The sequence below is a fragment of the Rubellimicrobium mesophilum DSM 19309 genome, from assembly GCF_000600335.2.
GTDB lineage: Bacteria > Pseudomonadota > Alphaproteobacteria > Rhodobacterales > Rhodobacteraceae > Rubellimicrobium > Rubellimicrobium mesophilum.
On record NZ_KK088558.1, the window covers coordinates 1 to 23,144 of the forward strand.

The following is a 23,144-nucleotide window of genomic DNA, read 5'->3' on the forward strand; positions in this document are numbered from 1 at the left end:
GCCGTCATCCTCGCCGCCGGCCTCGACGGCGTGCGCACCAAGGCCGACCCGGGCCCGCGCCACGACATCGACATGTACAAGGACGGCCACACCGTCCAGGGGGCGCCCAAGCTCCCCCTCAACCTCCTCGACGCCCTGCGCGCCTACGACCAGGACCCCACCCTCAAGGCCATGATGGGCGAGGCCTTCTCCTCCGCCTACCTCAAGCTCAAGACCGACGAGTGGAACCGCTACTGCTCCCACTTCACCCAATGGGAACGCGACAATACCCTCGACGTGTGAGGCATGACCGGAGGGGCGAGGCATCCGGGACCTGCCGGCGACGGTCGTCGCGCCTCGCCCTGGGCATGTGGACAGGTCGGTCGGAATACAGCTCCCGGGCAATTCCAAGAGGCAGAGACATGACATCCGCCCATCAACACACCTTCGCGGTTCGGGTCGCCGAGGTCCTGGGCTCGCCGGCGGAAGCGGAGGACTGGCTGCGGCGGCCCGCATCGGCATTCGACGGCCGGCGCCCCATGGACCTGCTTGCCTCCTCGGAAGGGCGGCAGCTCCTCGACGACTACCTGACCGGCCTGGAGCACGGGGGAGGGAGAGCGTCCGAGTTCATCGGAGGACGCCGAGGGGATTTCGGGTTCGGGCCCGGCCTGTGACGTCCCGGCCAACGGCTGTCCGGGGCAGAGCCGCCGGCCCGATCGCGCGCCGAGGATAGGACGGGCGGGCGGCAGGGCCAAGAGGCGGCTGGTTCCGGCGGGCTCGATGTCCTGTCCGATGGGCGGGCGCGATCGCCGTCCCGATGGCGTTCGGGGCGGCTCCGTCCGGCTGGTCGTGGCCATGGCCGTCGGCGGAGGGGTCGGCGCGCCGTCATCGATGCGACGGAGGCCGAAGGGTCGGAGGCCCTTGCCCCGGCCCTGCGGCCATGTCGCTTCCGTCGCTGCATCCGCTGGACAAGCGCGCCCCGGTCGGGATGCTCTGGGCCGGACGCGACGATCACGGAAGGGACCGATCCTTGGACAGCCTCGATCTCCTCGCCCGGCTCCTGGGCCACGACAGCGTGAGCCGGAACCCGAACCGGGCGCTCATCGACGACGTGGCGGGGCTCCTGAGGGGGGCGGGGCTCGACCCGGTGATCCTGCCCGACCCATCGGGGGCCAAGGCGAACCTGTTCGTGACGGCGGGGCCGACCGACCGGGGCGGCGTCATGCTGTCGGGGCACACCGACGTCGTGCCGGTGGACGGGCAGGCCTGGACCGTGCCGCCCTTCGCTCTGACCCGGCGGGACGGGCGGCTCTACGGGCGCGGCGCGGCCGACATGAAGGGCTTCGTGGCCTGCGCCCTGTCGGCCGTGCTGCGCGCCTCGCGGCGGGAGCTTCGGACGCCGCTTCACCTCGCGCTGTCCTACGACGAGGAGCTGGGCTGCCTCGGGGTGGCCTCGCTGATCGACATGCTCGACCGGGCGCCGTTCCGCCCCCTCCTCTGCCTCGTGGGGGAGCCCACGGGGATGCAGGTCGCCTCGGGCCACAAGGGCAAGATCGCGCTCCGGGCCACCTGCACGGGGCGCGAGGCGCATTCGGCGCTGGCGCCGCTCGGGCTCAACGCCATCCACCTCGGGGCCGACTTCCTGGGCCGGCTGCGTGTGCTCCAGGACCGGCTGGAGCGGGAAGGGCCCAAGGACGACGACTACGACGTGCCCTACACGACCGTGCATGCAGGGCGGATCGAGGGGGGCGTGACGCTCAACATCGTGCCCAACCGCTGCGTGCTCGACTTCGAGATCCGCAACATCGTGGAGGACGACGTGGGCGCCCTGCTGGCGGGCCTGCGCGAGGAGGCCGAGGTCCTGTCCCTCGCGGCCCGCGCCCGCGCGCCGGAGGCGGGCATCGTCATCGAGGAGCTCTTCTCCTATCCCGGCCTCGGCACGCCCACGGACGGCGAGGCCGTGCGATTCGTCCAGGGGCTGACCGGGGCCAACGGCACGATCAAGGTCGCCTTCGGGACGGAGGGCGGGCTCTTCTCGCAGCGGCTGGGGGTGCCGACGGTGATCTGCGGGCCGGGCTCCATGGCGCAGGGGCACAAGCCGGACGAATACGTGACCGAGGAGCAGATGGCCCGCTGCGAGGCGATGCTTGGGGCGCTGCTCGACCGGCTGGAGGCGGGGCTTTAGCGGGGCGTCGGGGCGGAGGGCGCAACTTCCCCTACCCCGCCGGGCGGCGACCCAGGGACAGGGTCACCATGGCAGGGAAAGCCTAAGAAACGGTTAACGGCCCGGAAAAAGTGCGGCGGGGACGGCGTGCCCCTGCGATGGCCGTCAGGGGTCGCCGGGGACGCCGTAGGAGGGGGCCGCGCTCGGGTCGAGCGCCCGCTGCACGTAGGCGCCCATCTGCGGCCGGTAGACCGCCCAGGCGGCGGCGACGGCGGCGATGGGGTCGTCCTCGGTCCAGTCGATGCGGAGCTCGGCCAAGGGCCAGGGCTGCTCGTGGACGAGGAGGAGGCCGGCGGAGTGGACCGGCCCGGCTTCGCCACCCGCGTCGCGGCCTGCCTCCAGCGCGGCGAGGAGGCGATCGCCCAGATGGCCCTCGGCGGCGTGGAAGGCGTCGAGCATGGCTCGGGGCACGTCCTCGTGGGAGAGGAGGTTGCCGCCCGCCGCCGCGCCCTCGCCCCTGGCCTCGGCCCAGAGGCCGAGCGCCTTCCCGCCGGAATGGATCGCGGTGCCGCCCCGCGCGTCCACGGCGAGGACCTGCCGCCAGTCCATGAAGCCGCCCGTCCGCCGCAGGATCGCCACGGCCTCCTCCGCCGTGGCGCCCTGCTCCATGAGGTCGAGGGCGCAGGGGCCGAGGCGGGGGTCGGTGACGTTCTGGCTCGCCACCGCGCCCACCCCGGCACGGGCATGGGCGCAGCGCGCGGCCACGGCCGGCGAGGAGGAGGAAATGACCATGCCGAACATGCCGGTCCGGTGGCAGCGCGCGACGAGGGAGAAGGTCATGTCAGTCCGGGATCACGGCGGTGGCGTCGATCTCCACCAGCCAGCTCGGCCGGGCGAGGGCGACCACGACGAGGCCGGTCGAGACGTAGTGGACGCCGGGGAGCATCTCGCCCAGCACCCGGTAGACGGGCTCGCGGTGCCGCACGTCGGTGAGGTAGATCACCAGCTTGCAGAGATGGGCGGGCTCGGCCCCCGCCTCGGAGAGGAGCTGGAGGATGTTCTCGATTACCTTGCGCGCCTGCACGGCGGGGTCGTGGCTGTCGATGTCGCGCCCCGTATCGAGATCCTGCGGGCACTGGCCGCGCAGGAACACGGTGGTCCCCCGCGCCACGACGGCGTGGGCGAGGTCGTTGGACAGGCGCTGCTCGGGGTAGGTGTCGCGGGTGTTGAACGGGCGGATTCGGGTATGGGCCACGTGGTCGGTTCCTGGATGTCAGACGGATTGGCCGAGAGGGACGGCGAGGGCGCCGTCGTCCGAGGGCCGGGGGTTCGCGGCGATCCGGTCGGCCAGATGTTCGGCGTCGGTCCAGACCCCCCAGATGAAGGCCGAGGCCCGTCGCGAGAGCCAGGGGAGGCCGAGGAAGTAGAGGCCGGGCACGCGGGACACGCCGCGCTGGTGCACGGGGCGGCCCTTGTCGTCGAAGGCATCGACCTTGAGCCAGCCGAAGTCGAGCGCGTAGCCCGTGGCCCAGACGATGGAGGTCACGCCGGCCCCTTTCAGGTCCAGGGCCAGGATCGGATCGCGCAGGCAGTCGGGGTCCGGGCCGATCAGGCGGGCCTCCGGCTCCTCGGGCAGGTCGAGGCCGTGCCGCGCGACGTAGGCGTCGGCCTCGTCGAGGACCGAGAGGTAGTTCGCGTCCCCGCGCGCGATGTTGCGGGCGAGGTCCGGCGCGAAGCGCATCACCCCGTCCGCGAAGGACTCGGCCCGGCCGAGGAGCGTCATCCCCTGCCTGGCGAGCCGCCGGAAGTCGATGGTCTCGCCCCCCCGGGCGCCACTGACCGCGATCGTGACGTGCTCCATGCCGGGGGCCACGGCCTTGGCGTCCCACTTGCCCAGCGTCCCGAGCCACCAGACGAAGTCGTGCCCGCGGTAGCGCCGGGGCGGCCGGTCGTGGGGGCCGACGGACAGGTAGACGCGCCGCCCGGCCCGCAGGAGCTCGTCGGCGATCTGGGTTCCCGACGATCCGGCCCCGATCACGAGGACCGCTCCCTCGGGCAACTGGCCGGGGTTGCGGTAGGCGTTGGAATGGGTCTGGAAGAGGCCCGCCTCCTCCGGCACGACCGCCGGGATGAGCGGGCGCTGGAAGGGGCCGGTGGCGGCGACCACGTTCATGGCCTCGACCACGCCCTCGGAGGTCTCGACACGGAAGACCGGGCCGTCGGGGCTCTGGCGCACCTCGGTCACCTCGACGCCGCAGCGGATCGGGGCGGCGATCTGCCGGGCGAAGGTCTCGAAGTAGTCCGCGATGCCGTCCTTGGAGGCGAAGGCGTCGGGGTGGAGGCCGGCGAATTCAAGGGGCGGGAAGCGGTCGTGCCAGGCCGGGCCATTCGCCACGAGGGAATCCCACCGCTCCGAGCGCCAGCGCTCGGCGATGCGGTGCCTCTCGAGGACGAGGTGGGGCAGGCCGTGCCGGCTGAGGTGCGCGCTCAGCGCCAGGCCGGCCTGGCCGCCGCCGACGACGAGCGTCTCGACCGTCTCGATTGGCATTCCGGCGTTCCCCCCATGCGAGCCTTCGGGAACCGCAGGCCGGCCCCGCCTCGACTGTATTGAAGGCGCCGGGCGGGGGAAGCGGAATCTCGCCCTTCGGGTGCGGGCCCCGTCACGGCATCGCCTCCGCATCCGCGGGCGCGAGGGCGGCCTCGGGCCTCAGAACGGCAGGAACTCGAGCAGGGTCCCTTCCGGCACGGCCCCGGCCTCGGCGGGAATGAGCGCGAGGCCGTCGGCGCGGGCCAGGAGCGCCACGCGATAGGAAGTCTCTCCGGGAAGGAGTTCGGCCACCTGCACTCCATGGGCGTCGTAGCCCACCAGCCTCGCGAGCCGGAACTCGCAGCGTCCCGGCCGGTGGGCGGCGGGCGCGGCGGAGCGGACGATGGCCTTTCGGGGGCCCGTCCCGGCGAGGCCGGCCATGGCCTCGGCGATCCGGGCGCCGACCACGGTCCAGCCGACGAAGGCCGCGACAGGGTTGCCGGGCAGCCCGATCCACGAGGCCCGGCCGATCTGGCCGAAGGTCAGGGGCTTCCCCGGCTTCATCGCCACCGAGTTCACCAGGATCCGGCCCCCGGCCTCGGTCACGGCCCGGGGCAGGTGGTCCTCGTCCCCGACCGACACGCCCCCCGTGGTCACGACGAGATCGGCGCCCTCGGCGGCGGCGGCGAGCGCCCGCCGAAGCTCCGCCGGGTCGTCGGGAACGGTGCCCCGGTCCTGGAGCCTGATCCAGGGCAGGGACAGCAGGGACAGCAGCGTGGCGCCGTTCGAATCCCATATCCGGCCCGGATCGAGAGGCGCGCCGGGCGGGGTCAGCTCCGAGCCGGTGCGAAGCAGCGCCACCTCGAGGCGGCGGCGCACCTCCACCCGTCTCAGGCCCGCGGCGGCGAGCGCTCCCACCTCCCGGGGGCCGATGAGGCGCCCGGCCGGAAGGAGCTCCACGCCTTCGGCCAGGTCGCTCCCCGCGCGGCGGACATGGGCGCCGGGCCTCGGCCGGAAGCGGAGCCGCAGGCCCGCGCCCCGGGCCCCGACCTGCTCCTGCGGCACCACCGCGTCGGCGCCCAGGGGCAGGGGCGCCCCGGTCAGGATGCGGAGCGCGGCGCCGGCGGGCAGGGGCCCCGGAGGGTCGCCCGCTCGGACGCGGCCCGCGACCGGGATCTCCCAAGGGCCGTCCCCGGCGAGAGCGGCCGAGCGCAGGGCATAGCCATCCATGGCGGAGGCGTCGAAGGGCGGCATCGGCCGCGATGCGCTGACCGGGGCAGCCAGGATGCGGCCCGTCGCCTCGACGAGAGGGACCGACTCCGCCGCCGTGATCCGTCCAGCGGCACCGATGGCCCGATTCAGGGCCTCGTCCACCGGCATCAGGTCTCCGGTCGAATCGCGGGCGCATCCGCAGTGGATCGGGTCCGTGGTTCCCAAGTGCAACGGAGCTCCCAAGGCGTCCTGTCCTCCATCCGGGCCGTGGCGGCCTTGCTCCGGCGAACGACGATGCCGACCGGGCCCGGAGCCGATGCCCAGCCGGGTCGCGCGAGAGGCGGGCCGGGGTTGCGTTCGGAACGCCGCCCCGGCGTCGTCCGCCCCAAGGCGGGCTACCATGTCGAACGGTGGCGCGGCCGCAGTGCCGGCCTCCCTCCGTTCCGGCGCAGGAGACAACGGATGCCGGTGGCCGTCCTTGCGCGGGCGCAACGTTCGACCACGAGCCTGGCTGGCGGGTTCCGTCGGGGGGGCGGATCGGGGCGCGGGTGCCGGGGCACGAGCGCGCCCCCGAGACTCATCCGAGGAGGATGTAGAGCACCGCCAGCACGCAGACGATCACGACCACGAGCCAGATCCAGGGCCAGGTGCCCCCCTCGGCCCCGCCGACCGAGGTCGTCGTGACCGGCGGCGGCGTGCGGTGGGCGGTGTCGTGGGTCGCGTCCTGCTGGCTCTTGAGGGCCGGGTTGAGCCCGGGGTCGCGGCCGGTTCGGGTCGGTTCGGTCATGGGTGGGCTCCGTGGCTTGCGTGGGTCCGGTGGGCTCGGACCTGCTCCATCCGCCAGCCCACCATCGAGAGAAGGCACGTCGTCCCGGGGTCGTCGCTGTCCCGCAGGCGCGAGGTGAGCTGGACCCAGTCCTCCTCGGAGGCGAAGCGCGCGAAGTCGGCCACCGCGACGCGGACGAAGCTGGTCACGCTGCCGCCCTCGGCCAGCGCCGCGCCGCGAAGCTCCTCGGCCATGTCGGGCTCCCGCGCGGCGATCCAGCGCTCGAAGCCGGCGCTCGACCGCTTGGCGGAGGCCAGGATCTCGCCCAGCGTGGCCATCAGGCGAACCTCGCGTCGTCAGCGGGCTCGATGGCGATGCCGTCGATCTCCGACCGTCCGGCGAGGGCGGCGACGTAGCGGGTCGCCCCGATGGACCAGCTTCGGGCGCCCAGCATCTCGGCGATCTTCTCGCGCACGGCCTCGAAGGGCAGCACCCGCCCGTCGATCCGCTGGCCGAGCCGGATCACGTGCCAGCCGAAGCGGGACCGGACCGGTTCGCGCCCCGTCTCGCCGGGCCGCAGCGCCTCGATGGCCTGCTGCACGGCCGGCACGAGCTCGCCGCGCCGCACCTGGCCGAGGGAGCCGTCCTGCAGCTTCGACGGGCAGGCGGAGAGCTCGCGCGCGGCCTGGGCGAAGGCGGCCGGGTCGTCGCCCAGCCGAAGCGCGAGGAAGCGGGCCTGCGCCTCGGCGGCGTCCCAGGCCTCCTCCGTGTCGCCCTCGGGCTCGAGCAGGATGTGGGAGGCCTCGAAGAGGTCCGGCGTGCGGAAGCGGCTGGCCTGCGATTCGTAGATGCGGCGGCACTCCTGCTCCGAGGGCTCCTCCGGCATCACCTCATGATCGAGGAGCGCGGCGATCACGGCATCGTCGTCGGTCTCCAGGCGCCCGGCCTCGTCGGGACCGGGCTCGGCCGAGAGGCCGAGGCGGGCGGCCTCCTGCAGGAGGAGCTCGCGGATGGCCAGCGCGCGGGCGGCCTCGCGCCAGGCTGTCGACGGATCGGGGGCCGGGTGGTGCTGGATCTCCTGCGCGATGGCCTCGGGCGTGATCTCCACGCCGTTCACGCGGACCTCGCCGAAGTCGGGCGGGGGCGGGAGCCTCGGCGCGGGGGCGCCGCCGCAGCCCCCCGACTGGCAGGCGCTCATCATTCCGGGCAGGGCGGGGGCCCGGTCGGGCACGAGGCGGGGGATGACGGGACGGTCGCTCATGCTCCGGCCTGCCCTTCCTCGGACTGCTGGCGCATGACCGTGGTGCCGCCGGCGCTGGGCGCGCCGCCGAGCGGGCCCTTGGGGGTGCGGCGGAGCGGCGCGAGCGAGCGGACGATCTGGTAGCCCGGCCGGATCATGTAGCCGAGCGGAGCGCTCCAGATGTGCACAAGGCGGGTGAAGGGCGTGATGAGGAACAGCGTCAGGCCCAGGACGATGTGCAGCTTGTAGATCAGCGCGGCCTCGGACAGGAGGGCGGGCGCGGAGGGGTCGAAGGTGATGAGGGCGTTGGCCCAGCCCATGAAGCGGATCATCTCCTCGCCGTTGAGGTGCTGCATCGTCCAGTAGGTCGTGCCGATCCCCATCGTCAGCTGGAGCCAGATCAGGATCAGGACTAGGATGTCGCCGATGGAGGAGCTGCGCCGGATGCGCGGGTCGAGCAGGCGACGGTGGAGGAGGAGCGTCGCGCCCACCCAGGCCGCGATCCCCGCGAGGCCGCCGACGACCACGGCCACGATCTGCTTGAAGCCGTGGCTGATGCCCACCGCGTCGACGACGTTGAGTGGGGGTGAGCAGCCCGACGAAGTGGCCGACGAGGAGAACCAGAATCCCGATGTGGAAGAGGTTCGAGCCCCAGATCATCTGGCGCCGTCGCAGGAACTGGCTCGAATTGGCGCGCCAACTGTATTGGGCCGCGTCGAAGCGGAAGATCGAGCCCACGACGAGCACCGTCACCGCCAGGTAGGGATACCAGCCGAAGGCGAGCTGGTTCAGAAGTTCGTTCCAGGTCATCGCGTCCTCCCTAGCCCTTGGTGCCGTTGCGCGCCGCGACCATCGCCTTGCCGGCCGCGCGCAGGCGGGCGACGATCCCCGTCGGCCCGCCCATCTCGTGGGAGGCCATGAAGGTCACGGCCTTCTCCTCCCATTCCTCGTCGATCCGCGCCGGGTCGTCGCTGGGCGCCCTCTCCCGGAGCTCGCCCAGCGCGTCCTGGTCCGGCTTGGCCTGCGCCAGCGCGACGAGGCCGCCCAGCACCGCCGCGTAGTCGGAGCCCCGCTCGGTCAGGCGCTCCTCCAGGGCGGCGAAGACGTGGAGCGGCTGCCCCAGCCAGTCCCGCGCCTCCTCGGGCGGGAGGCACGAGGCGAACTCGGCGAAGACGGGGATGAAGTCGGGAAGCTCCGGGCCGTCGAGGAAGAAGCCCTTCTCCAGATACTGCTGCCCGAGGTCGATGAGCGCCTGGCCTCGTTCCTTGTTGTCGCCGTGGACGTGCTCGAAGAGGTGGAGCGAGAGCGACCGCGAGCGGTCGAAGAGCTCGCTGTAGGCCGACTGGGAGTCGAGGAGGTCGTCCCGCTCCAGCCGGTCGAGGAGCGGGTCGAGCCGGCGCCGGGCGGCGCGGGGCAGGGCGCGCTCGGAGGAGAGCGCCTCGCGGATCTCGGGGATGGCGGCCTTGAGGTCCTGGGACGGGTAGCCCAGGAGCGCCGCGAGGGTGCGGAGCGTCAGTCTCATGTCGGCACGTCCATGTTCGGGTGGCGCGGCGTGCGCTTGGTGCCGCCGAAGAGGTTGACCTTGGTGGCCCCCGTCGTCGTCTCGCGGAAGCCGAAGCCGGTGGAGCCGCGCAGCATGTAGGCGTCCTCCTCCAGCTCGCGGTGGGCGGTCGGGATGACGTAGCGGTCCTCGTAGGCGGCGAGCGCCATGACCTTGTACATCTCCTCGATGGTCGCCGCGCTGAGGCCCACGCGCTCGGCGATGGAGGGGTCGATGCGGCCCTCGACGCTCTTGGCGCGCATGTAGGACCGCATCGCGAGCATCCTCTCCAGCGCCTGCGCGACCGGCGCCTCGTCCCCGGCGGTCAGGAGGTTGGCGAGGTAGCGCAGCGGGATGCGCAAGCTCCGCACGTCCGGCATCCCGTCCACGGCGCTGATCTTGCCGGCCTCGTGCGCCGACTGGATGGGCGAGAGGGGCGGGACATACCAGACCATCGGCAGGGTGCGGTATTCGGGGTGGAGGGGGAAGGCCACCTTCCACTCCATCGCCATCTTCCAGATCGGCGACTGGATCGCGGCCATGAGCCACTGGTCGGGGATGCCCTGCGCGCGCGCCTCGGCCTGCACGGCGGGGTCCTTCGGGTCCAGGAAGACCGAGAGCTGGGCCGGGTACAGGTCCTTCTCGTTCTCGACCGAGGCCGCCGCCTCGATCCGGTCGGCATCGTAGAGCACCACGCCCAGGTAGCGGATGCGGCCCACGCAGGTCTCGGAGCAGACGGTGGGCTGGCCGGTCTCGATCCGGGGGTAGCAGAAGATGCACTTCTCGGCCTTCCCCGAGGCCCAGTTGTAGTAGACCTTCTTGTAGGGGCAGCCGGACATGCACATCCGCCAGCCCCGGCACCTCTCCTGGTCCACGAGGACGATGCCGTCCTCGGCCCGCTTGTAGATCGCCCCCGAGGGGCAGGAGGCGAGGCAGGAGGGGTTGAGGCAATGCTCGCAGAGCCTCGGGAGATACATCAGGAAGGTCTTCTCGAACTCGCCGTAGATCTCCTTCTCGACGCCCTCGAAGTTGTAGTCGCGCGAGCGGGAGCTGAACTCGCCGCCCAGCATGTCCTCCCAGTTGCCGGACCACTCGATCTTGGTCATCACCTCGCCGGTGACGAGGCTGCGCGGCTTGGCCGAGGGCTGGGCCTGGAGCTCGGGCGCGTTCTGGAGCCACTCGTATTCGAAGGTGTAGGGCTCGTAGAAGTCGTCGATCTCGGGCAAATGCGGGTTGGCGAAGATCTTGGAGAGGATGCGCCACTTGGCCCCCTGGCGCGGGACGATCTTGCCGTTCGGCTTGCGCATCCAGCCGCCCTTCCAGCGCTTCTGGTTCTCCCAGTCCTTGGGATAGCCGATGCCGGGCTTGGACTCGACGTTGTTGAACCAGACGTATTCGACGCCTTCGCGGTTGGTCCACACGTTCTTGCAGGTGATCGAGCAGGTGTGGCAGCCGATGCACTTGTCGAGGTTCAGGACCATCGCGATCTGGGCACGGATTCTCATTGCGCGGCCTCCTGGCGTCCGGGTCGGTCGGAGCGGTCGGCAATGAGGGCCATCGCGATCTGGGCTCGGTTCCTCATTCGGCGGCCTCCTGGCGTCCGGGTTGTCGTCCGCCCCAGTCGGCGCTGCCGGTCGGGGCCTGGTCGGTGTCGTCGGCTTCCTTGTCGAACCAGTTGATCTGGCTCATCTTGCGGACGATCACCATCTCGTCGCGGTTGGCGCCCACGGTGCCGTAGTAGTTGAAGCCGTAGGAGAGCTGCACGTAGCCCCCGATCATGTGGGTGGGCTTCATGTTGATCCGCGTCACCGAGTTGTGGATGCCGCCCCGCACGTTCGTGACCTCGGAGCCCACGGTGTTCACCAGCTTCTCCTGCGCGTGGTACATGATGCAGGAGCCGGGCATGATGCGCTGGCTGACGATGGCCCGCGCGGTGAGCGCGCCGTTGACGTTGAAGACCTCGATCCAGTCGTTGTCCACGATCCCGGCGGCGCGGGCGTCGTCCTCGCTGATCCAGACCGCGGGGCCGCCGCGGTTGAGGCTCAGCATGATGAGGTTCTCGGTGTAGGTGGAGTGGATGCCCCCATTTCTGGTGCGGCGTCAGGAAGTTGAGCACGACCTCCTTGTTGCCGTTGGGGATCGCGCCCAGCGCCTCGCGGATGCTGCGGGTGTCGATGGGCGGCTTCCAGGTCACGAAGGCCTCGCCGAAGGCGCGCATCCAGTGGTGGTCCTGGTAGAGCTGCTGCCGGCCCGACAGGGTCCGCCAGGGGATCAGCTCGTGCACGTTGGTCCAGCCGGCGTTGTAGCAGATGCTCTCGTGCTCGATCCCCGACCAGGTGGGCGAGGAGATGATCTTCCTCGGCTGCGCGGCCACGTCGCGGAAGCGGATCTTCTCCTCCTCCCGCCCCTCGGCAAGGTGGACGTGGTCGCGGCCCGTGGCGTGGCCGAGGGTCTCCCAGGCCTTCACGGCGACCGCGCCGTTCGTCTCGGGCGCGAGCATCAGGATCGTCTCGCAGGCGTCGATGTCGGTGTCCACCTTGGGGCGCCCGGCTGTCGGCCCGGCCGGGACGCGGCCGTTGAGGTCGCCCAGGAGCCTCACCTCGGCCTCGGCGTTCCAGGTGAGGCCCTTGGAGCCGTTGCCGAGCTTCTCGACCAGGGGGCCGAGCGCGGTGAAGCGGGCGAAGGTCGCGGGGTAGTCGCGCTCCACGATGTGCACGCTGGGCATGGTCTTGCCCGGGATGGGCTCGCATTCGCCCTTGGCCCAGTCCTTGGGCTCGTAGGGCTGGGCGATCTCGCTCGGCGTGTCGTGGAGCGTGGGCATGAGCACCACGTCGTGTTCGACGCCCAGCACCTCGGGCGCGACTTCCGAGAACTTCTGCGCGATGCCCCGGAAGATGTTCCAGTCGCTCCGCGCCTCCCACGACGGGTCCACCGCCGCCGTGAGCGGGTGGATGAACGGGTGCATGTCCGTGGTGTTGAGGTCGTGCTTCTCGTACCAGGTCGCCGTGGGCAGCACGACGTCGCAGTAGAGGCTCGTGGTGGACATGCGGAAGTCGATGTTCACCATCAGGTCGAGCTTGCCGACGGGCGCCTCGTCGCGCCAGACGACCTCGGTCGGGCGCTGGATCCCGGCGCGGTCCTCCGTCCCCACGACCCCGTGCTGCGAGCCCACGAAGTGCTTCAGGAAGTATTCGTGGCCCTTGCCCGAGGCGCCGAGCACGTTCGACCGCCAGAAGAACATGTTGCGCGGCCAGTTGCGCGGGTGGTCGGGGTCCTTGCTGGCGAACTGGAGCTCGCCCGAGCGCAGCCCCGCGACCACGGCCTCGCCGGGGTTCTGGCCGCCCTGGGCGATGGCGCGGCCGACCGCGAGAGGGTTGGCGTTGAGCTGCGGCGCGGAAGGCAGCCAGCCCATCCGCTCGGCCCGGTGGTTGTAGTCGATCAGCGTCCCCGACCAGTCGCCGGGCGGGGCGGTGGGCGACAGCAGCTCGGAGACCTTGAGCGTCTCGTAGCGCCACTGGTCGGTGTGGGCGTAGAAGAAGCTCGTGCCGCCCATCTGGCGCGGCGGCCGCGTCCAGTCGAGCGCGAAGGCGAGGGGCAGCCAGCCCGTCTGCGGGCGCAGCTTCTCCTGCCCCACGTAATGCGACCAGCCGCCGCCCGATTGGCCGATGCAGCCGCACATCACCAGGAGCTGGATGATGCCGCGGTAGCTCATGTCCATGTGGTACCAGTGGTTGAGCCCGGCCCCGAGGATCACCATGGAGCGGCCCTTGGTGATGTCGGCGTTCTGCGCGAACTCGCGGGCGACCTGCACGATGGCCTGGCGCGGCACGCCCGTCACCTTCTCGGCCCAGGCGGGCGTGCAGGGGACGTCCTCGTCGTAGCCCTTGGCGACGTTCGCGCCACCGAAGCCCCGGTCGAGCCCGTAGCTCGCGCAGTAGAGGTCGAAGACGGTGGCGACCCGCATCCGCCCGCCATCGGCGGTGGCGATCTCCTTCACGGGCACCTGCCGCATCAGGATGCGGTCGTGGTTGGTCGCGGTCCATTCGTGCGGGGCGGTGTCGCCGAAATAGGGGAAGGCGACGGGGAGCGTCGCGTCCTGAATCCCGGCCAGGCTGAGGCGCAGGCGGGTGTCGCGGCCTTGGCCGTCCTTCTCCTCGAGGTTCCACTTGCCCTGCTCGCCCCAGCGGAAGCCGACCGAGCCCGTGGGCGCCACGAACTCGCCCGAGGCCTCGTCGATGCCGATGGTCTTCCAGTCGGGGTTGTTGGCCTCGCCCAAGCCCCCGGGCAGTCCGCCGCGCGCAGCATCCGGTCGGGGACGAGCCGCCCGTCCTGCTCGCGCAAGGTCACGAGGAGGGGGAAGTCGGAATACTTGCGGGCGTAGTCGGTGAAGTATTCGGATTGCCGGTCGAGGTAGAACTCGCGCAGGACCACATGGCCGAAGGCGAGCGCGAGCGCTGCGTCGGTGCCCTGCTTGGGATGCAGCCACATGTCCGAGAACTTGGCGGCCTCGTTGAAGTCGGGCGCGATGACGACCGACTTGGCGCCCCGATACCGGACCTCGGAGTAGAAATGCGCGTCGGGTGCCCGGGTCATGGGGATGTTGGAGCCCCAGACGAGGAGGAAGCCCGCGTTGTACCAGTCCGCGCTCTCGGGCACGTCCGTCTGCTCGCCCCAGGTCTGGGGCGAGGAGGGGGGCAGGTCGCAGTACCAGTCGTAGAAGCTGAGGAGGGTCCCGCCGATCAGCGACAGGTAGCGGCTCCCGGCGGCGTAGGAGATCATCGACATGGCCGGGATGGGCGAGAAGCCGGCGATGCGGTCGGGGCCGTATTCGCGGATCGTGTAGGCGTTGGCGGCGGCGATGATCTCGTTGACCTCGTCCCAGCCGACGCGGACGAAGCCGCCGCGCCCGCGCCGCGACACCCAGTCCCGCCGCTTCTGCTGGTCCTGCACGATCGAGGCCCAGGCCGCGACCGGCGTCAACGTCGCCCGCGCCGCGCGCCAGTGGCGGATGAGCCGCGCCCGCACCAGGGGGTATTTGATGCGCGTGCCCGAGTAGAGATACCACGAGTAGCTCGCCCCGCGCGGGCAGCCGCGCGGCTCGTGGTTGGGGAGGTCGGGGCGGGTCCGGGGATAGTCGGTCTGCTGCGTCTCCCAGGTGACGATCCCGCCCTTGACGTAGATCTTCCACGAGCACGACCCGGTGCAGTTCACCCCATGGGTGGACCGCACGATCTTGTCCGCCGCCCAGCGCTTCCGGTAGGCGTCCTCCCATTGCCGGCTGTCCTGGCTGATGAAGCCGTGGCCACCCGAGAACGTCTCCTGCTGGCGCCGGAAGTAGGTGAGTCGGTCGAGGAAATGGCTCATGTCGCGCTCCCGGTTGCGGCGGTGATGGTGTCCTGGCGGGCCCGGGCGCGCTCGTCCTCGCGGAGGAGGCCGCGCGGGCCGCTGTAGACCCACCAGGTCATGCCCAGGCAGGTCGCGTAGAAGATCAGGAATCCCCAGAGCGCCAGGTTCGCGGTGCCCGTCGCGGCGATGGAGGTCCCGTAGGCCTTGGGGATGTAGAAGGCCCCGTAGGCCGCGATGGCCGAGGTGAAGCCGATGACCGCGGCGGACTCGCGCTCGGCCTGGCGGCGGCGCTCGGCCAGGGGCTGGTCGGGGGCCGCGCGGTCGACGACGTGCCGCATGATCCCGGGGACCATCTGGAAGGTCGAGGCGTTGCCCACCCCGCTCGCGGCGAAGAGCACGAGGACCATCGCGAAGAAGCCCAGGAAGCTCTGGAGGTCGAGGAACCAGACCATGCCCAGGATGGCGAGGATCTGGACCGCGAAGACCCAGAAGGTCACGCGCGCCCCGCCGTACTTGTCCGAGACCCAGCCCGTCCCGGCCCGCGACAGCGCGCCGACGAGCGGCCCGAGGAAGACGTAGCTCTGCGCGTTCACGTCCGGGAAGACGAGCTTCGTCAGCAGCGGGAAGCCCGCCGACATGCCGATGAAGGTCCCGAAGGTGCCGGTGTAGAGCCAGCACATGAGCCAGGTGTGCCCGCGCCGGAAGATCGCGGCCTGATCGGCGAAGGAGGCCCGGGCGCTCAGGATGTCGTTCATCCCGAACCAGGCGGCCAGCGTCCCGATCATGATGAACGGCACCCAGACGAAGCCCGCGTTCTGCATCCAGAGCCGGCCGCCCTCGGCCGTCGCCTGCGCCTGTCCGCCCAGCGCCCCGAAGAGGCCGAAGGTGATGACCACCGGCACGAGGAACTGCATGACGCTGACGCCGAGGTTGCCCAGGCCCCCGTTGAGCGCGAGCGCGTTGCCCTTCTCGGACTTGGGATAGAACCAGCCGATGTTCGCCATGGAGGAGGCGAAGTTGCCGCCGCCCAGGCCGCAGAGGAGGGCCAGCGCGAGGAAGATCAGGTACGGCGTGGTGGGGTCCTGCACGGCGTAGCCGATGCCGAAGGCCGGGACGAGCAGCGACGCCGTCGAGATCGTAGTCCAGAGCCGCCCGCCGAAGACCGGCACGAGGAAGGCGTAGAAGATGCGCAAGGTCGCGCCCGAGAGCCCCGGCACCGCCGCGAGCCAGAAGAGCTGGTCCGTGGTGAAGTCGAAGCCGATGGCGGGCAGGCGCGCCACGACGACGCTCCAGACCATCCAGACGGCGAAGCTGAGGAGCAGGCAGTAGATCGAGATCCACAGGTTGCGCCGCGCGATGGGGCGGCCGGTGCTGGTCCAGAAGGCCGGCTCCTCGGGCCGCCAGTCCTCGATCGCGCCCGCGCGGGCCGGGATGACGATGCCGGGCTCGCCCATGCCCTGCATCTCCGGGAACTCGGGCAGCTCGGCGGGCCGGGCGGCGCGGCGCTCCATCTGCCGGATGGCGACGTGCATCCAGATGAAGGCGATCGAGACGAGGAGGAAGAGGAGCGCGAAGCAGCTCGTCCAGACGCCCGTGAGGTCGTTCAGCACCCCGAAGGCGAGCGGCAGGACGAAGCCGCCCAGGCCGCCGATCATCCCCACGAGGCCGCCCACGGCGCCGACGTGGTGCGGGTAGTAGGCCGGGATGTGCTTGAACACCGCCGCCTTGCCGAGGCTCATGAAGAAGCCCAGCACGAAGATCGTGACGAGGAAGGGGATCAGCCCCATCGAGGTCGAGAAGGTGATCGGCCCGCTGACGGCGTGGATGGTGTAGGTGGTGGGCGGGTAGCTCAGCATGAAGGTGCAGAGCACCGAGACGCCGAAGGTCCAGTACAGCACCGCCCGCGCGCCGTAGCGGTCCGACAGGTGCCCGCCATAGACGCGGAAGAGGCTCGCCGGGATCGAATAGAAGGCCGCGAGGACCCCGGCCGTCTTCACGTCGAGCCCGTAGACGTCCACGAGGTAGTGCGGCAGCCAGAGCACGAGCCCCATGAAGGCGCCGAAGACGAAGAAGTAGTAGAGCGAGAAGCGCCAGACCTGGATGTTGCGGAGCACCGAGAGCTGCTCGCGCAGGGGGGCGCCCCGGCGTCCCTCGCGCTGGCGCGCAAGCTGGTCGGGGTCCTCCTTGGTCAGGAGCAGGAAGGCCACCGCCATGATGAGCAGCCCCACGGCCCAGATGCGGGCCACGGATTCCCAGCCCATCGCCACCATGACGAAGGGCGCGAGGAGCTTAGTGACGGCGCTGCCCACGTTGCCCGCGCCGAAGATGCCGAGCGCGAGCCCCTGCTGCCGGGGCGGGTAGAACTTGGAGACGTAGGCCACGCCCACGGAGAAGGACCCGCCCGCGATCCCGACCCCGAGCGCCGCGAGGAGCAGCATGGGATAGGTATGGGCGTAGGAGGTGAGGAAGGCCGCGGCGGCGCCGGCCACCATGACGCCCGCGAAGAGCCGCCGCCCGCCGAACTGGTCGGACCAGGCGCCCAGCAGGATGCGCGACAGCGAGCCGGTGACGACCGGCGTGCCGATGAGCAGGCCGAACTGGGTCTCCGAGAGGCCGAGCTCCTGCTTGATGCCCATGCCGATGATGGAGAAGATCGTCCAGACCGCGAAGCAGGCCGTGAAGGCCACCGTGCTGGTCCAGAGCGCCTGGTTCGCGCCCGGGGCGGGGCGGTCGGTTTCAGTGGGCATGGTCGTCACCGTTCGTCGGGCAGGGGAGCGGGCACGGACGCAGGTCGCGCCGCCAGGGCGGGCCGATGATGGGGATCCCGTGCGAAGCCCGGATGGAACCCCGGAGCCGGCCCGCCGCCGAGGCATGCGGGACGCCCGGGCGACCCGGACATGCGACGGGCCGTGTGGCGGCCCGCTTCAAGCTGGAGGTCCAAGCGCCCAAGCGCGCTGCTCCCTCGACCCTGTTCAACGGTGGACGAACCCCGGCCCTGTCCGGCAGATCGCAGCGGCCGCCTGTCCCACGCACCGCCTTCAGGCGCCGAAACGCATACGGTTTCGTGATAGTTCCGTGATTGGAAAAGAAAAAGGCCGCGGTGGTGGAACACCCCCGCGGCCGGCTGATGGTGCTGCGCAACCCTGTCGCTCGTCTCGACACGGGCCCCGGGACCCCCTCGATCCGAGAGGGGCCCCTGGGAATGGGCAATGATTGTCTAGGACGCATGGCTGTATCTGACCCCTTCTGGGACGTAGGCGTCGAGTTGGCTGGCGATGATGCGGGTGAGCGGGAGGCCCTGCGGCAGGATGCGCAGGCCGGCGGCGCCGTCCGAGGCGACGAAGCCGTCGAAGCGCTGGAGCGCGGCGGCGACGTCGGGGGCCAGGCCCGTGGCCGCCTCGCCGAAGGTGCCCCGCAGCTCGGTCATGTCGAGATGGAAGTCGCACATCAGCATCTCGATGGCCCGGGCCCGAAGGCGGTCCTCCAGGGTGAAGGCGTGGCCCTTGGCCCCGGCCAGGGCGCCGGACCGGATGCGGCCCTCGTAGGCGGCGGTGGCGTGGGCGTTCTGGACGTAGCCCGTCGGGAAGCGCGAGATGGAGGACGCCCCCAGGCCGATCAGCGTCGGGCAGGTGTCGTCCGTGTAGCCCTGGAAGTTGCGCCGGAGCCGTCCGTTCCGCGCCGCCACCGCGAGGCCGTCCCCGGGCTTGGCGAAGTGGTCGATGCCGATGGCCTCGTAGCCGGCGGCCTGGAACATCTCGCCCGCGGCCCGGGCGAGGTTGTAGCGCGCCTCCTCGCGGGGGGAGCGCCTCCTCGGGGATGAGCTTCTGCCGCTTGGAGACCCAGGGGACGTGCGCGTAGCCGTAGAGCGCCAGCCGGTCGGGGTCGAGCGCGAGCACCTGCTCGACGGTGCGGCGGATGCGCTCCTCGCTCTGGTGCGGGAGGCCGTAGACGAGGTCGGCGTTGAGCGACCGGATGCCCGCCGCGCGCAGGTCGGCCACGCAGGCCGCCGTGATGTCGAAGGGCTGGATGCGGCCGATGGCGGCCTGCACCTCGGGGGCGAAGTCCTGGATGCCGATGCTGGCGCGGTTGAGGCCCTCGTCCCGAAGCGCCTCGATCTTGGCGCGGTCCACCATGGTGGGGTCGATCTCGACCGAGAACTCCCAATCGGGCGTGTGCGGGATGGCGGACTTGATGGCCCGCGCGAGCCGATGGATCATCTCGGGCGGCAGGATCGTGGGCGTGCCCCCGCCCCAGTGGAGGCGGCCCATCCGGATGCCGGCGGGCAGGAGCGCGGCAACCTGCTCGATCTCGGCCTCGAGGACCTCGAGATAGGCCTCGACCGGGTGGAGGGTCTTGGTGCCCTGCGTGTGGCAGGCGCAGAACCAGCAGAGCCGCTCGCAGAACGGGATGTGGAAGTAGAGCGAGACGGGCTGCGTGGGGTCGAGGCCCGCGAGGGCCTCGGCCTGGAAGGCGGCGCCCACGGCGGGGGAGAAGACCGGCGCGGTGGGATAGCTGGTGTAGCGGGGCACGCGGGCGTCGAAGAGGCCGAGCGCGCGGAGGCGGGCGATCTGTTCCATGCGCCGCTTCTGCCGCATCGTGGAGGGACGCGCCTTGCGCTGGATCAAGGTAGCCGGCGAAAGTGCGGATCGCCCGGCGGGGAAAGCACCGGCCCTGTTCCGCGCCGTCGCGGCCCGGCGCCGACGACCGTGCCTCAGCCCTTGGGATCCGATAGCAGCAGGAGCCTGTGCGGGTCCGTCACCAGGATATGCTTGCGGCTGCTCTCGATCACGCCGTCCCGTTCCCAGGCCGACAGCGTGCGGCTCACGGTGAAGAGCGAGGTGCCCGTCATCTCGGCGATGTTGGCGCGGGACAGGGGAAAGGCGATCTCGACCCCGCCTGCGACCTTTCGCCCCGTCTGGTTCACCATGCGCAGCAGGCAGGCCGCGATCCTCTGCTCCACGGCCCGGGTGGCGAGCTCGGCCACCTGGTCGTGGGCCTGCTCCAGGCGCGCGCCCACCGTGGCCCAGGTCTCGGTGGCGAAACCCTCGTAGCGGCTCATGAACCCGCCCCAGAGGCGCGTGGGCCAGGACAGCGTCAGGGCCTCGGTGACGGTGAGGGCCGTCGCGGGATAGGTCGTGCGCCGAAGGGCCGGCGCGATCCCGATGAGCTGGCCGGGCGGGATGTGGCGGAGCACGACCTGCTCTCCGCCCGCCAGCGTCCGCATGACGCGGACATAGCCGTCCAGCAGCAGGTAGAAGCGGTCCGCGTCGTGCCCCTCGTGGAAGACCGCCGTCCCCTCGTCGTGATGCCGGGAGGTGCCTTGATCCAGGATCTCCCGGATCTGGTCGGGCGCGAGCCGGGAGAACGGCGGCAGCCCGGAGAGCAGCTTCGCGTCGAGCTTCTTCGCCATTGCCCCCAGCCCCGTGGCCCGACTCCGATGGTCGGGGGCAACTAGACCGGGGAGCCGTCGGGGGCAAACGGTTTGCGGACCGGGTCGGCCGATCCGGTGCGCTGGAAGCCCCGTCCCCCGCCATCCCCAGATCGGGCGCGCCGCACGACCGAGGTCCCACGTCGCGGTGCGCGGCAGGCCGCCGGCGGAGGCCGGGCGCGACGTGCCGGACGTGCGGCAGGCCGCCATCGCGATGCCGCGGTCGGGGCCGCGTCCGAAACGCCGGCGGATCGTCGGCGCCTGGCCGCGCCCTCACCTGATGACGTCGAGGCCGACCTCGAGGCGCTCCCGGTGGAAGTCCCTGTTGGCCCGCATGGTCAGCGCGAGGCGCTCGGCCGCCGCGATGACATGGTCGGCGCCCTCAGGGGGGCAGACGTCCCGGGCGGTCTCGCGGAAGAGGTCGAGCCACCGCTCGAAATGCTGGCCCTCCAGGGGGAGGGGCAGGTGCTTCCGCATGGGACGACCCCGATACCGCCCGGTCATCAGCACCACCGAGGACCAGAAGTCCACCATCCGCGCCAAGTGCGGCTCCCAGTCGTCGATGACCGCCTCGAAGACGGGCGCCAGCAGGTCGTCCTGCCGGACGCGGTCGTAGAAGCGGCGCACGAGGCGGTCGAGCACCGCCTCGTCCAGCCCCGTGCCGACCGTGGGATCGACCGTCGTCGCGGGCCGGGCGCCGGTCGCCGAGCCGTCGCCGTCCGATGCCGTCATGCCGCCTCTCCTTCCAGTTCGGCCTTGACGCGGGGCGGGTCCCAGGCCTGCGCCGCCGGCCGCGCGATCCGCAGCAGGTCCACCGCGCGGGCCGCGATCTGGGCCGCCGCGTCGCGCAGCGTCGCCGGCCTGAGATAGAAGGCCGGGACCGGCGGCAGGACGATCGCGCCCATCTCGGTCACGGCCGTCATGTTGCGCAGATGGGCGAGCGTCAGCGGCGCCTCGCGGGCGATCAGCACGAGGGGGCGGCGCTCCTTGAGCTGCACGCCCGCCGCGCGCGTGAGGAGGTTGTCGTCGAGCCCGTGCGCGATGGCCGCGAGGCTCCGCATCGAGCAGGGGGCGACGATCATGCCGGCGACCGGGTGCGAGCCCGAGGCGATGGAGGCGCCGAGGTCGCCGATGGGGTGGACCCGCGCCGCCATGGCCCGGATCTCCGCCGGAGCCTCCGGCCCGATCTCGAGCGCGAGCGTCCGCTCGGCCATGGGCGAGAGGGTGAGGTCGAAGGCGGCCCCCACCCGGGCCAGCGCGCGGGCGCATTCCACGGCGAGCATGGCCCCGGAGGCACCCGAGACCCCGAGGACGACGCGCGCCGTCACGACGCCCTCCGCAGCGGCGGCGCGGCGCGGTGCCGGGCCAGCAGCGCCTCGGCGAAGGCCACGTCGCCGGGGTCGGCCGCCATGACCTCGCCCCAGTCCCGGGCCGTCTCGGCGCCGATCTTCACCGTCGCGTCGATCCCGAGCTTCCCCGCGAGGCCCGGGGCCGGCGAGGCGAAGTCGAGGTAGTCCATCGGCGTGTTCTCCAGGATCGTGACGTCGCGCGACGGGTCCATGCGGGTGGCCAGCGCCCAGGCCACGTCGTCCCAATTGCGGGCGTCGATGTCGTCGTCCACCACGATCACCATCTTGGTGTAGCTGAACTGCGCCAGCATCCCCCAGAGCGCCAGCATCACCCGCCGCGCCTGCCCCGGATAGCGCTTGTCGATGCTGACCACGGCGATGCGGTAGGAGGCGGCGGCGGGCGGCAGCCAGACGTCCCGCACCTCGGGGATCTGGGCGCGGATGACCGGCAGGGCGAGGTCGTTGAACACCTCCCCGATGACCGAGGGCTCGTCCGGCGGGCGGCCCGTGATGGTGGTCAGGTAGAGCGGGTCGCGCCGGTGGGTGATCCGCGCGACGCGCATCACCGGGAAGGGCTCCACGGCGTTGTAGTAGCCGGTGTGGTCGCCGAACGGCCCCTCGGGGGCGGTCTCGCCCGGGTGGACCCAGCCCTCGACGACGATCTCGGCGCGGGCGGGGACCATGAGCGGGACCTCGCGGGCGGGGACGATCTCGGTCCGCGTGCCGCGCAGGACGCCGGAGAAGGTGAGCTCCGACACCGTCTCGGGGAGGGGCAGGGCGGCCGCGAGGAGGGTCGCGGGGTCGGCGCCCAGGGCGATGGCGACGGGCATGGGCTCGCCCGCGCGGGCCCAGGTGCGGTGATGGGCCGCGCCGCCGCGATGGGGGAGCCAGCGCAGGATCAGGCGGTCCGGGCCGATCACCTGCGCGCGGTAGACGCCGAGGTTGTAGCGCGCCGTGTCGCCGGGGGCGCTGCCATGGGGCCGCGTGACGACCACCGGCCAGGTGACGAGAGGGCCCGCGTCCCCCGGCCAGCAGGTCTGGACGGGGATCGCCGTGAGGTCCGGCGCCTCCTCCTCCTGCACGGGCGCGCGGGAGAGGACCTTGGGGCGCGTGGACAGCGCCGCCCGCAGCATGGGCCAGCGCGAGAGGGCGTCGCGCATCCCCTCGACCGGGGCGGGGCTGCGCAGCGCCGCGAGGAAGGCGCCGAACTCGGTCACCGCCTCGGGAGCGAGGCCCAGCCCGGCCGCGACCCGCGCGCGGGTGCCGAAGAGGTTCGCCACGACGGGCATCCCGGCCCGCGCGCCGCCCTCTCCCACGGCATGGTCGAATCGCAGGACTGGCCCGCCTGCCCGCAGGGCCGCGAGTTGGACGGCCGCCATGCGATGGCGCAGCGGCACGGGCTCGGGGAGGGCAAGAAGCTCGCCCCGGGCCTCGCACCAGGCGAGGAAGGACCGGAGGTCCGGGAAGACGGGTAGGTCGCGCTGCATGAGGGCCCCAGGCGTGGTGGCCACCGGATAGCAGCGGTCCCGGGCCGCCAGTTTGCGCAACCGCAAACACCCTGCGGTCCCGCCGGACTAGCGTGGCGCCAGAACT

Annotated in this window: 18 protein-coding genes and 5 pseudogenes; 3 read left to right on the plus strand and 20 right to left on the minus strand. The window is 71.8% G+C overall.

From position 1 onward, the window contains the following. The 3 genes and pseudogenes from RUMESO_RS05835 to argE all read left to right on the plus strand — a co-directional run. Window positions 1–282, plus strand: a pseudogene (locus RUMESO_RS05835) (type III glutamate--ammonia ligase); the annotation flags it as partial. 119 nt (window positions 283–401) lie between these two features. After that, window positions 402–653, plus strand: coding sequence for an MbcA/ParS/Xre antitoxin family protein (locus RUMESO_RS25665; protein WP_037278847.1), 252 nt, complete (start codon window positions 402–404; stop codon window positions 651–653). 356 nt (window positions 654–1,009) lie between these two features. Beyond that, the gene (gene argE, locus RUMESO_RS05845) at window positions 1,010–2,164 is read left to right on the plus strand and encodes an acetylornithine deacetylase (protein WP_037278919.1); all 1,155 of its coding nucleotides are present in this window, start codon (window positions 1,010–1,012) and stop codon (window positions 2,162–2,164) included. A 144-nt stretch (window positions 2,165–2,308) separates the two neighbouring features. Here the strand turns inward: argE and RUMESO_RS05850 are convergent, their stop codons facing one another. From RUMESO_RS05850 to RUMESO_RS05930, 20 genes and pseudogenes are all read right to left on the minus strand, one after another. Further along, entirely contained in the window at window positions 2,309–2,983 is a 675-nt protein-coding gene (locus RUMESO_RS05850; protein ID WP_037278850.1) for a DUF1028 domain-containing protein, read from the minus strand. A gap of 1 nt (window position 2,984) precedes the next feature. Then, window positions 2,985–3,398 (minus strand): RidA family protein, encoded by a 414-nt coding sequence (locus RUMESO_RS05855; protein WP_037278852.1) that lies wholly within the window; start codon window positions 3,396–3,398, stop codon window positions 2,985–2,987. A gap of 18 nt (window positions 3,399–3,416) precedes the next feature. Then, window positions 3,417–4,691 (minus strand): flavin-containing monooxygenase, encoded by a 1,275-nt coding sequence (locus tag RUMESO_RS05860; protein ID WP_051521069.1) that lies wholly within the window; start codon window positions 4,689–4,691, stop codon window positions 3,417–3,419. A 159-nt stretch (window positions 4,692–4,850) separates the two neighbouring features. Next, on the minus strand, window positions 4,851–6,113 hold the full coding sequence (locus tag RUMESO_RS05865) for a molybdopterin molybdotransferase MoeA (RefSeq protein ID WP_169791139.1): 1,263 nt from the start codon (window positions 6,111–6,113) through the stop codon (window positions 4,851–4,853). Between the two features lie 346 nt (window positions 6,114–6,459). Beyond that, a complete protein-coding gene (locus RUMESO_RS05870; protein ID WP_037278854.1) occupies window positions 6,460–6,669 on the minus strand; it encodes a hypothetical protein in 210 nt (69 codons plus the stop codon). Beyond that, window positions 6,666–6,986, minus strand: a complete 321-nt coding sequence (locus tag RUMESO_RS05875) for a hypothetical protein (protein WP_037278857.1) — start codon at window positions 6,984–6,986, stop codon at window positions 6,666–6,668. Before RUMESO_RS05875 ends, RUMESO_RS05870 begins: the two co-directional genes overlap by 4 nt. Continuing rightward, complete coding sequence (locus RUMESO_RS05880) at window positions 6,986–7,909, minus strand: peptidylprolyl isomerase (protein WP_211262798.1); 924 nt, start codon at window positions 7,907–7,909, stop codon at window positions 6,986–6,988. Before RUMESO_RS05880 ends, RUMESO_RS05875 begins: the two co-directional genes overlap by 1 nt. Further along, window positions 7,906–8,451, minus strand: a complete 546-nt coding sequence (gene narI, locus RUMESO_RS05885; RefSeq protein WP_245639172.1) for a respiratory nitrate reductase subunit gamma — start codon at window positions 8,449–8,451, stop codon at window positions 7,906–7,908. The genes RUMESO_RS05880 and narI overlap by 4 nt, the downstream gene beginning before the upstream one ends. Before the next feature lie 61 nt (window positions 8,452–8,512). Then, a pseudogene (locus RUMESO_RS26905) lies at window positions 8,513–8,698 on the minus strand (respiratory nitrate reductase subunit gamma); the annotation flags it as partial. A gap of 10 nt (window positions 8,699–8,708) precedes the next feature. Beyond that, window positions 8,709–9,410, minus strand: a complete 702-nt coding sequence (gene narJ, locus RUMESO_RS05890) for a nitrate reductase molybdenum cofactor assembly chaperone (RefSeq protein ID WP_037278859.1) — start codon at window positions 9,408–9,410, stop codon at window positions 8,709–8,711. After that, a complete protein-coding gene (gene narH, locus RUMESO_RS05895; protein ID WP_037278861.1) occupies window positions 9,407–10,933 on the minus strand; it encodes a nitrate reductase subunit beta in 1,527 nt (508 codons plus the stop codon). Before narH ends, narJ begins: the two co-directional genes overlap by 4 nt. A gap of 73 nt (window positions 10,934–11,006) precedes the next feature. Continuing rightward, on the minus strand, window positions 11,007–11,477 hold the full coding sequence (locus tag RUMESO_RS26910; RefSeq protein WP_245639173.1) for a molybdopterin dinucleotide binding domain-containing protein: 471 nt from the start codon (window positions 11,475–11,477) through the stop codon (window positions 11,007–11,009). A gap of 91 nt (window positions 11,478–11,568) precedes the next feature. Then, window positions 11,569–13,914: pseudogene (locus RUMESO_RS26915) on the minus strand (molybdopterin-dependent oxidoreductase); the annotation flags it as partial. Continuing rightward, window positions 13,842–14,792: pseudogene (locus RUMESO_RS26920) on the minus strand (molybdopterin-dependent oxidoreductase); the annotation flags it as partial. The pseudogenes RUMESO_RS26920 and RUMESO_RS26915, both read right to left, overlap by 73 nt. Continuing rightward, complete coding sequence (locus RUMESO_RS27710; protein ID WP_037278863.1) at window positions 14,789–17,521, minus strand: nitrate/nitrite transporter; 2,733 nt, start codon at window positions 17,519–17,521, stop codon at window positions 14,789–14,791. The gene RUMESO_RS27710 and the pseudogene RUMESO_RS26920, both read right to left, overlap by 4 nt. A 470-nt stretch (window positions 17,522–17,991) precedes the next feature. Continuing rightward, a pseudogene (hemN, locus tag RUMESO_RS05910) lies at window positions 17,992–19,351 on the minus strand (oxygen-independent coproporphyrinogen III oxidase). 134 nt (window positions 19,352–19,485) lie between these two features. Beyond that, complete coding sequence (locus tag RUMESO_RS05915; protein ID WP_037278865.1) at window positions 19,486–20,184, minus strand: Crp/Fnr family transcriptional regulator; 699 nt, start codon at window positions 20,182–20,184, stop codon at window positions 19,486–19,488. Window positions 20,185–20,475: 291 nt separating this feature from the next. Further along, window positions 20,476–20,934 (minus strand): group III truncated hemoglobin, encoded by a 459-nt coding sequence (locus tag RUMESO_RS05920; RefSeq protein ID WP_051521071.1) that lies wholly within the window; start codon window positions 20,932–20,934, stop codon window positions 20,476–20,478. After that, window positions 20,931–21,530, minus strand: a complete 600-nt coding sequence (locus RUMESO_RS05925; protein ID WP_037278867.1) for a UbiX family flavin prenyltransferase — start codon at window positions 21,528–21,530, stop codon at window positions 20,931–20,933. Before RUMESO_RS05925 ends, RUMESO_RS05920 begins: the two co-directional genes overlap by 4 nt. Continuing rightward, window positions 21,527–23,038, minus strand: a complete 1,512-nt coding sequence (locus RUMESO_RS05930; protein WP_037278928.1) for a UbiD family decarboxylase — start codon at window positions 23,036–23,038, stop codon at window positions 21,527–21,529. The genes RUMESO_RS05925 and RUMESO_RS05930 overlap by 4 nt, the downstream gene beginning before the upstream one ends. Window positions 23,039–23,144: the final 106 nt, after the last annotated feature.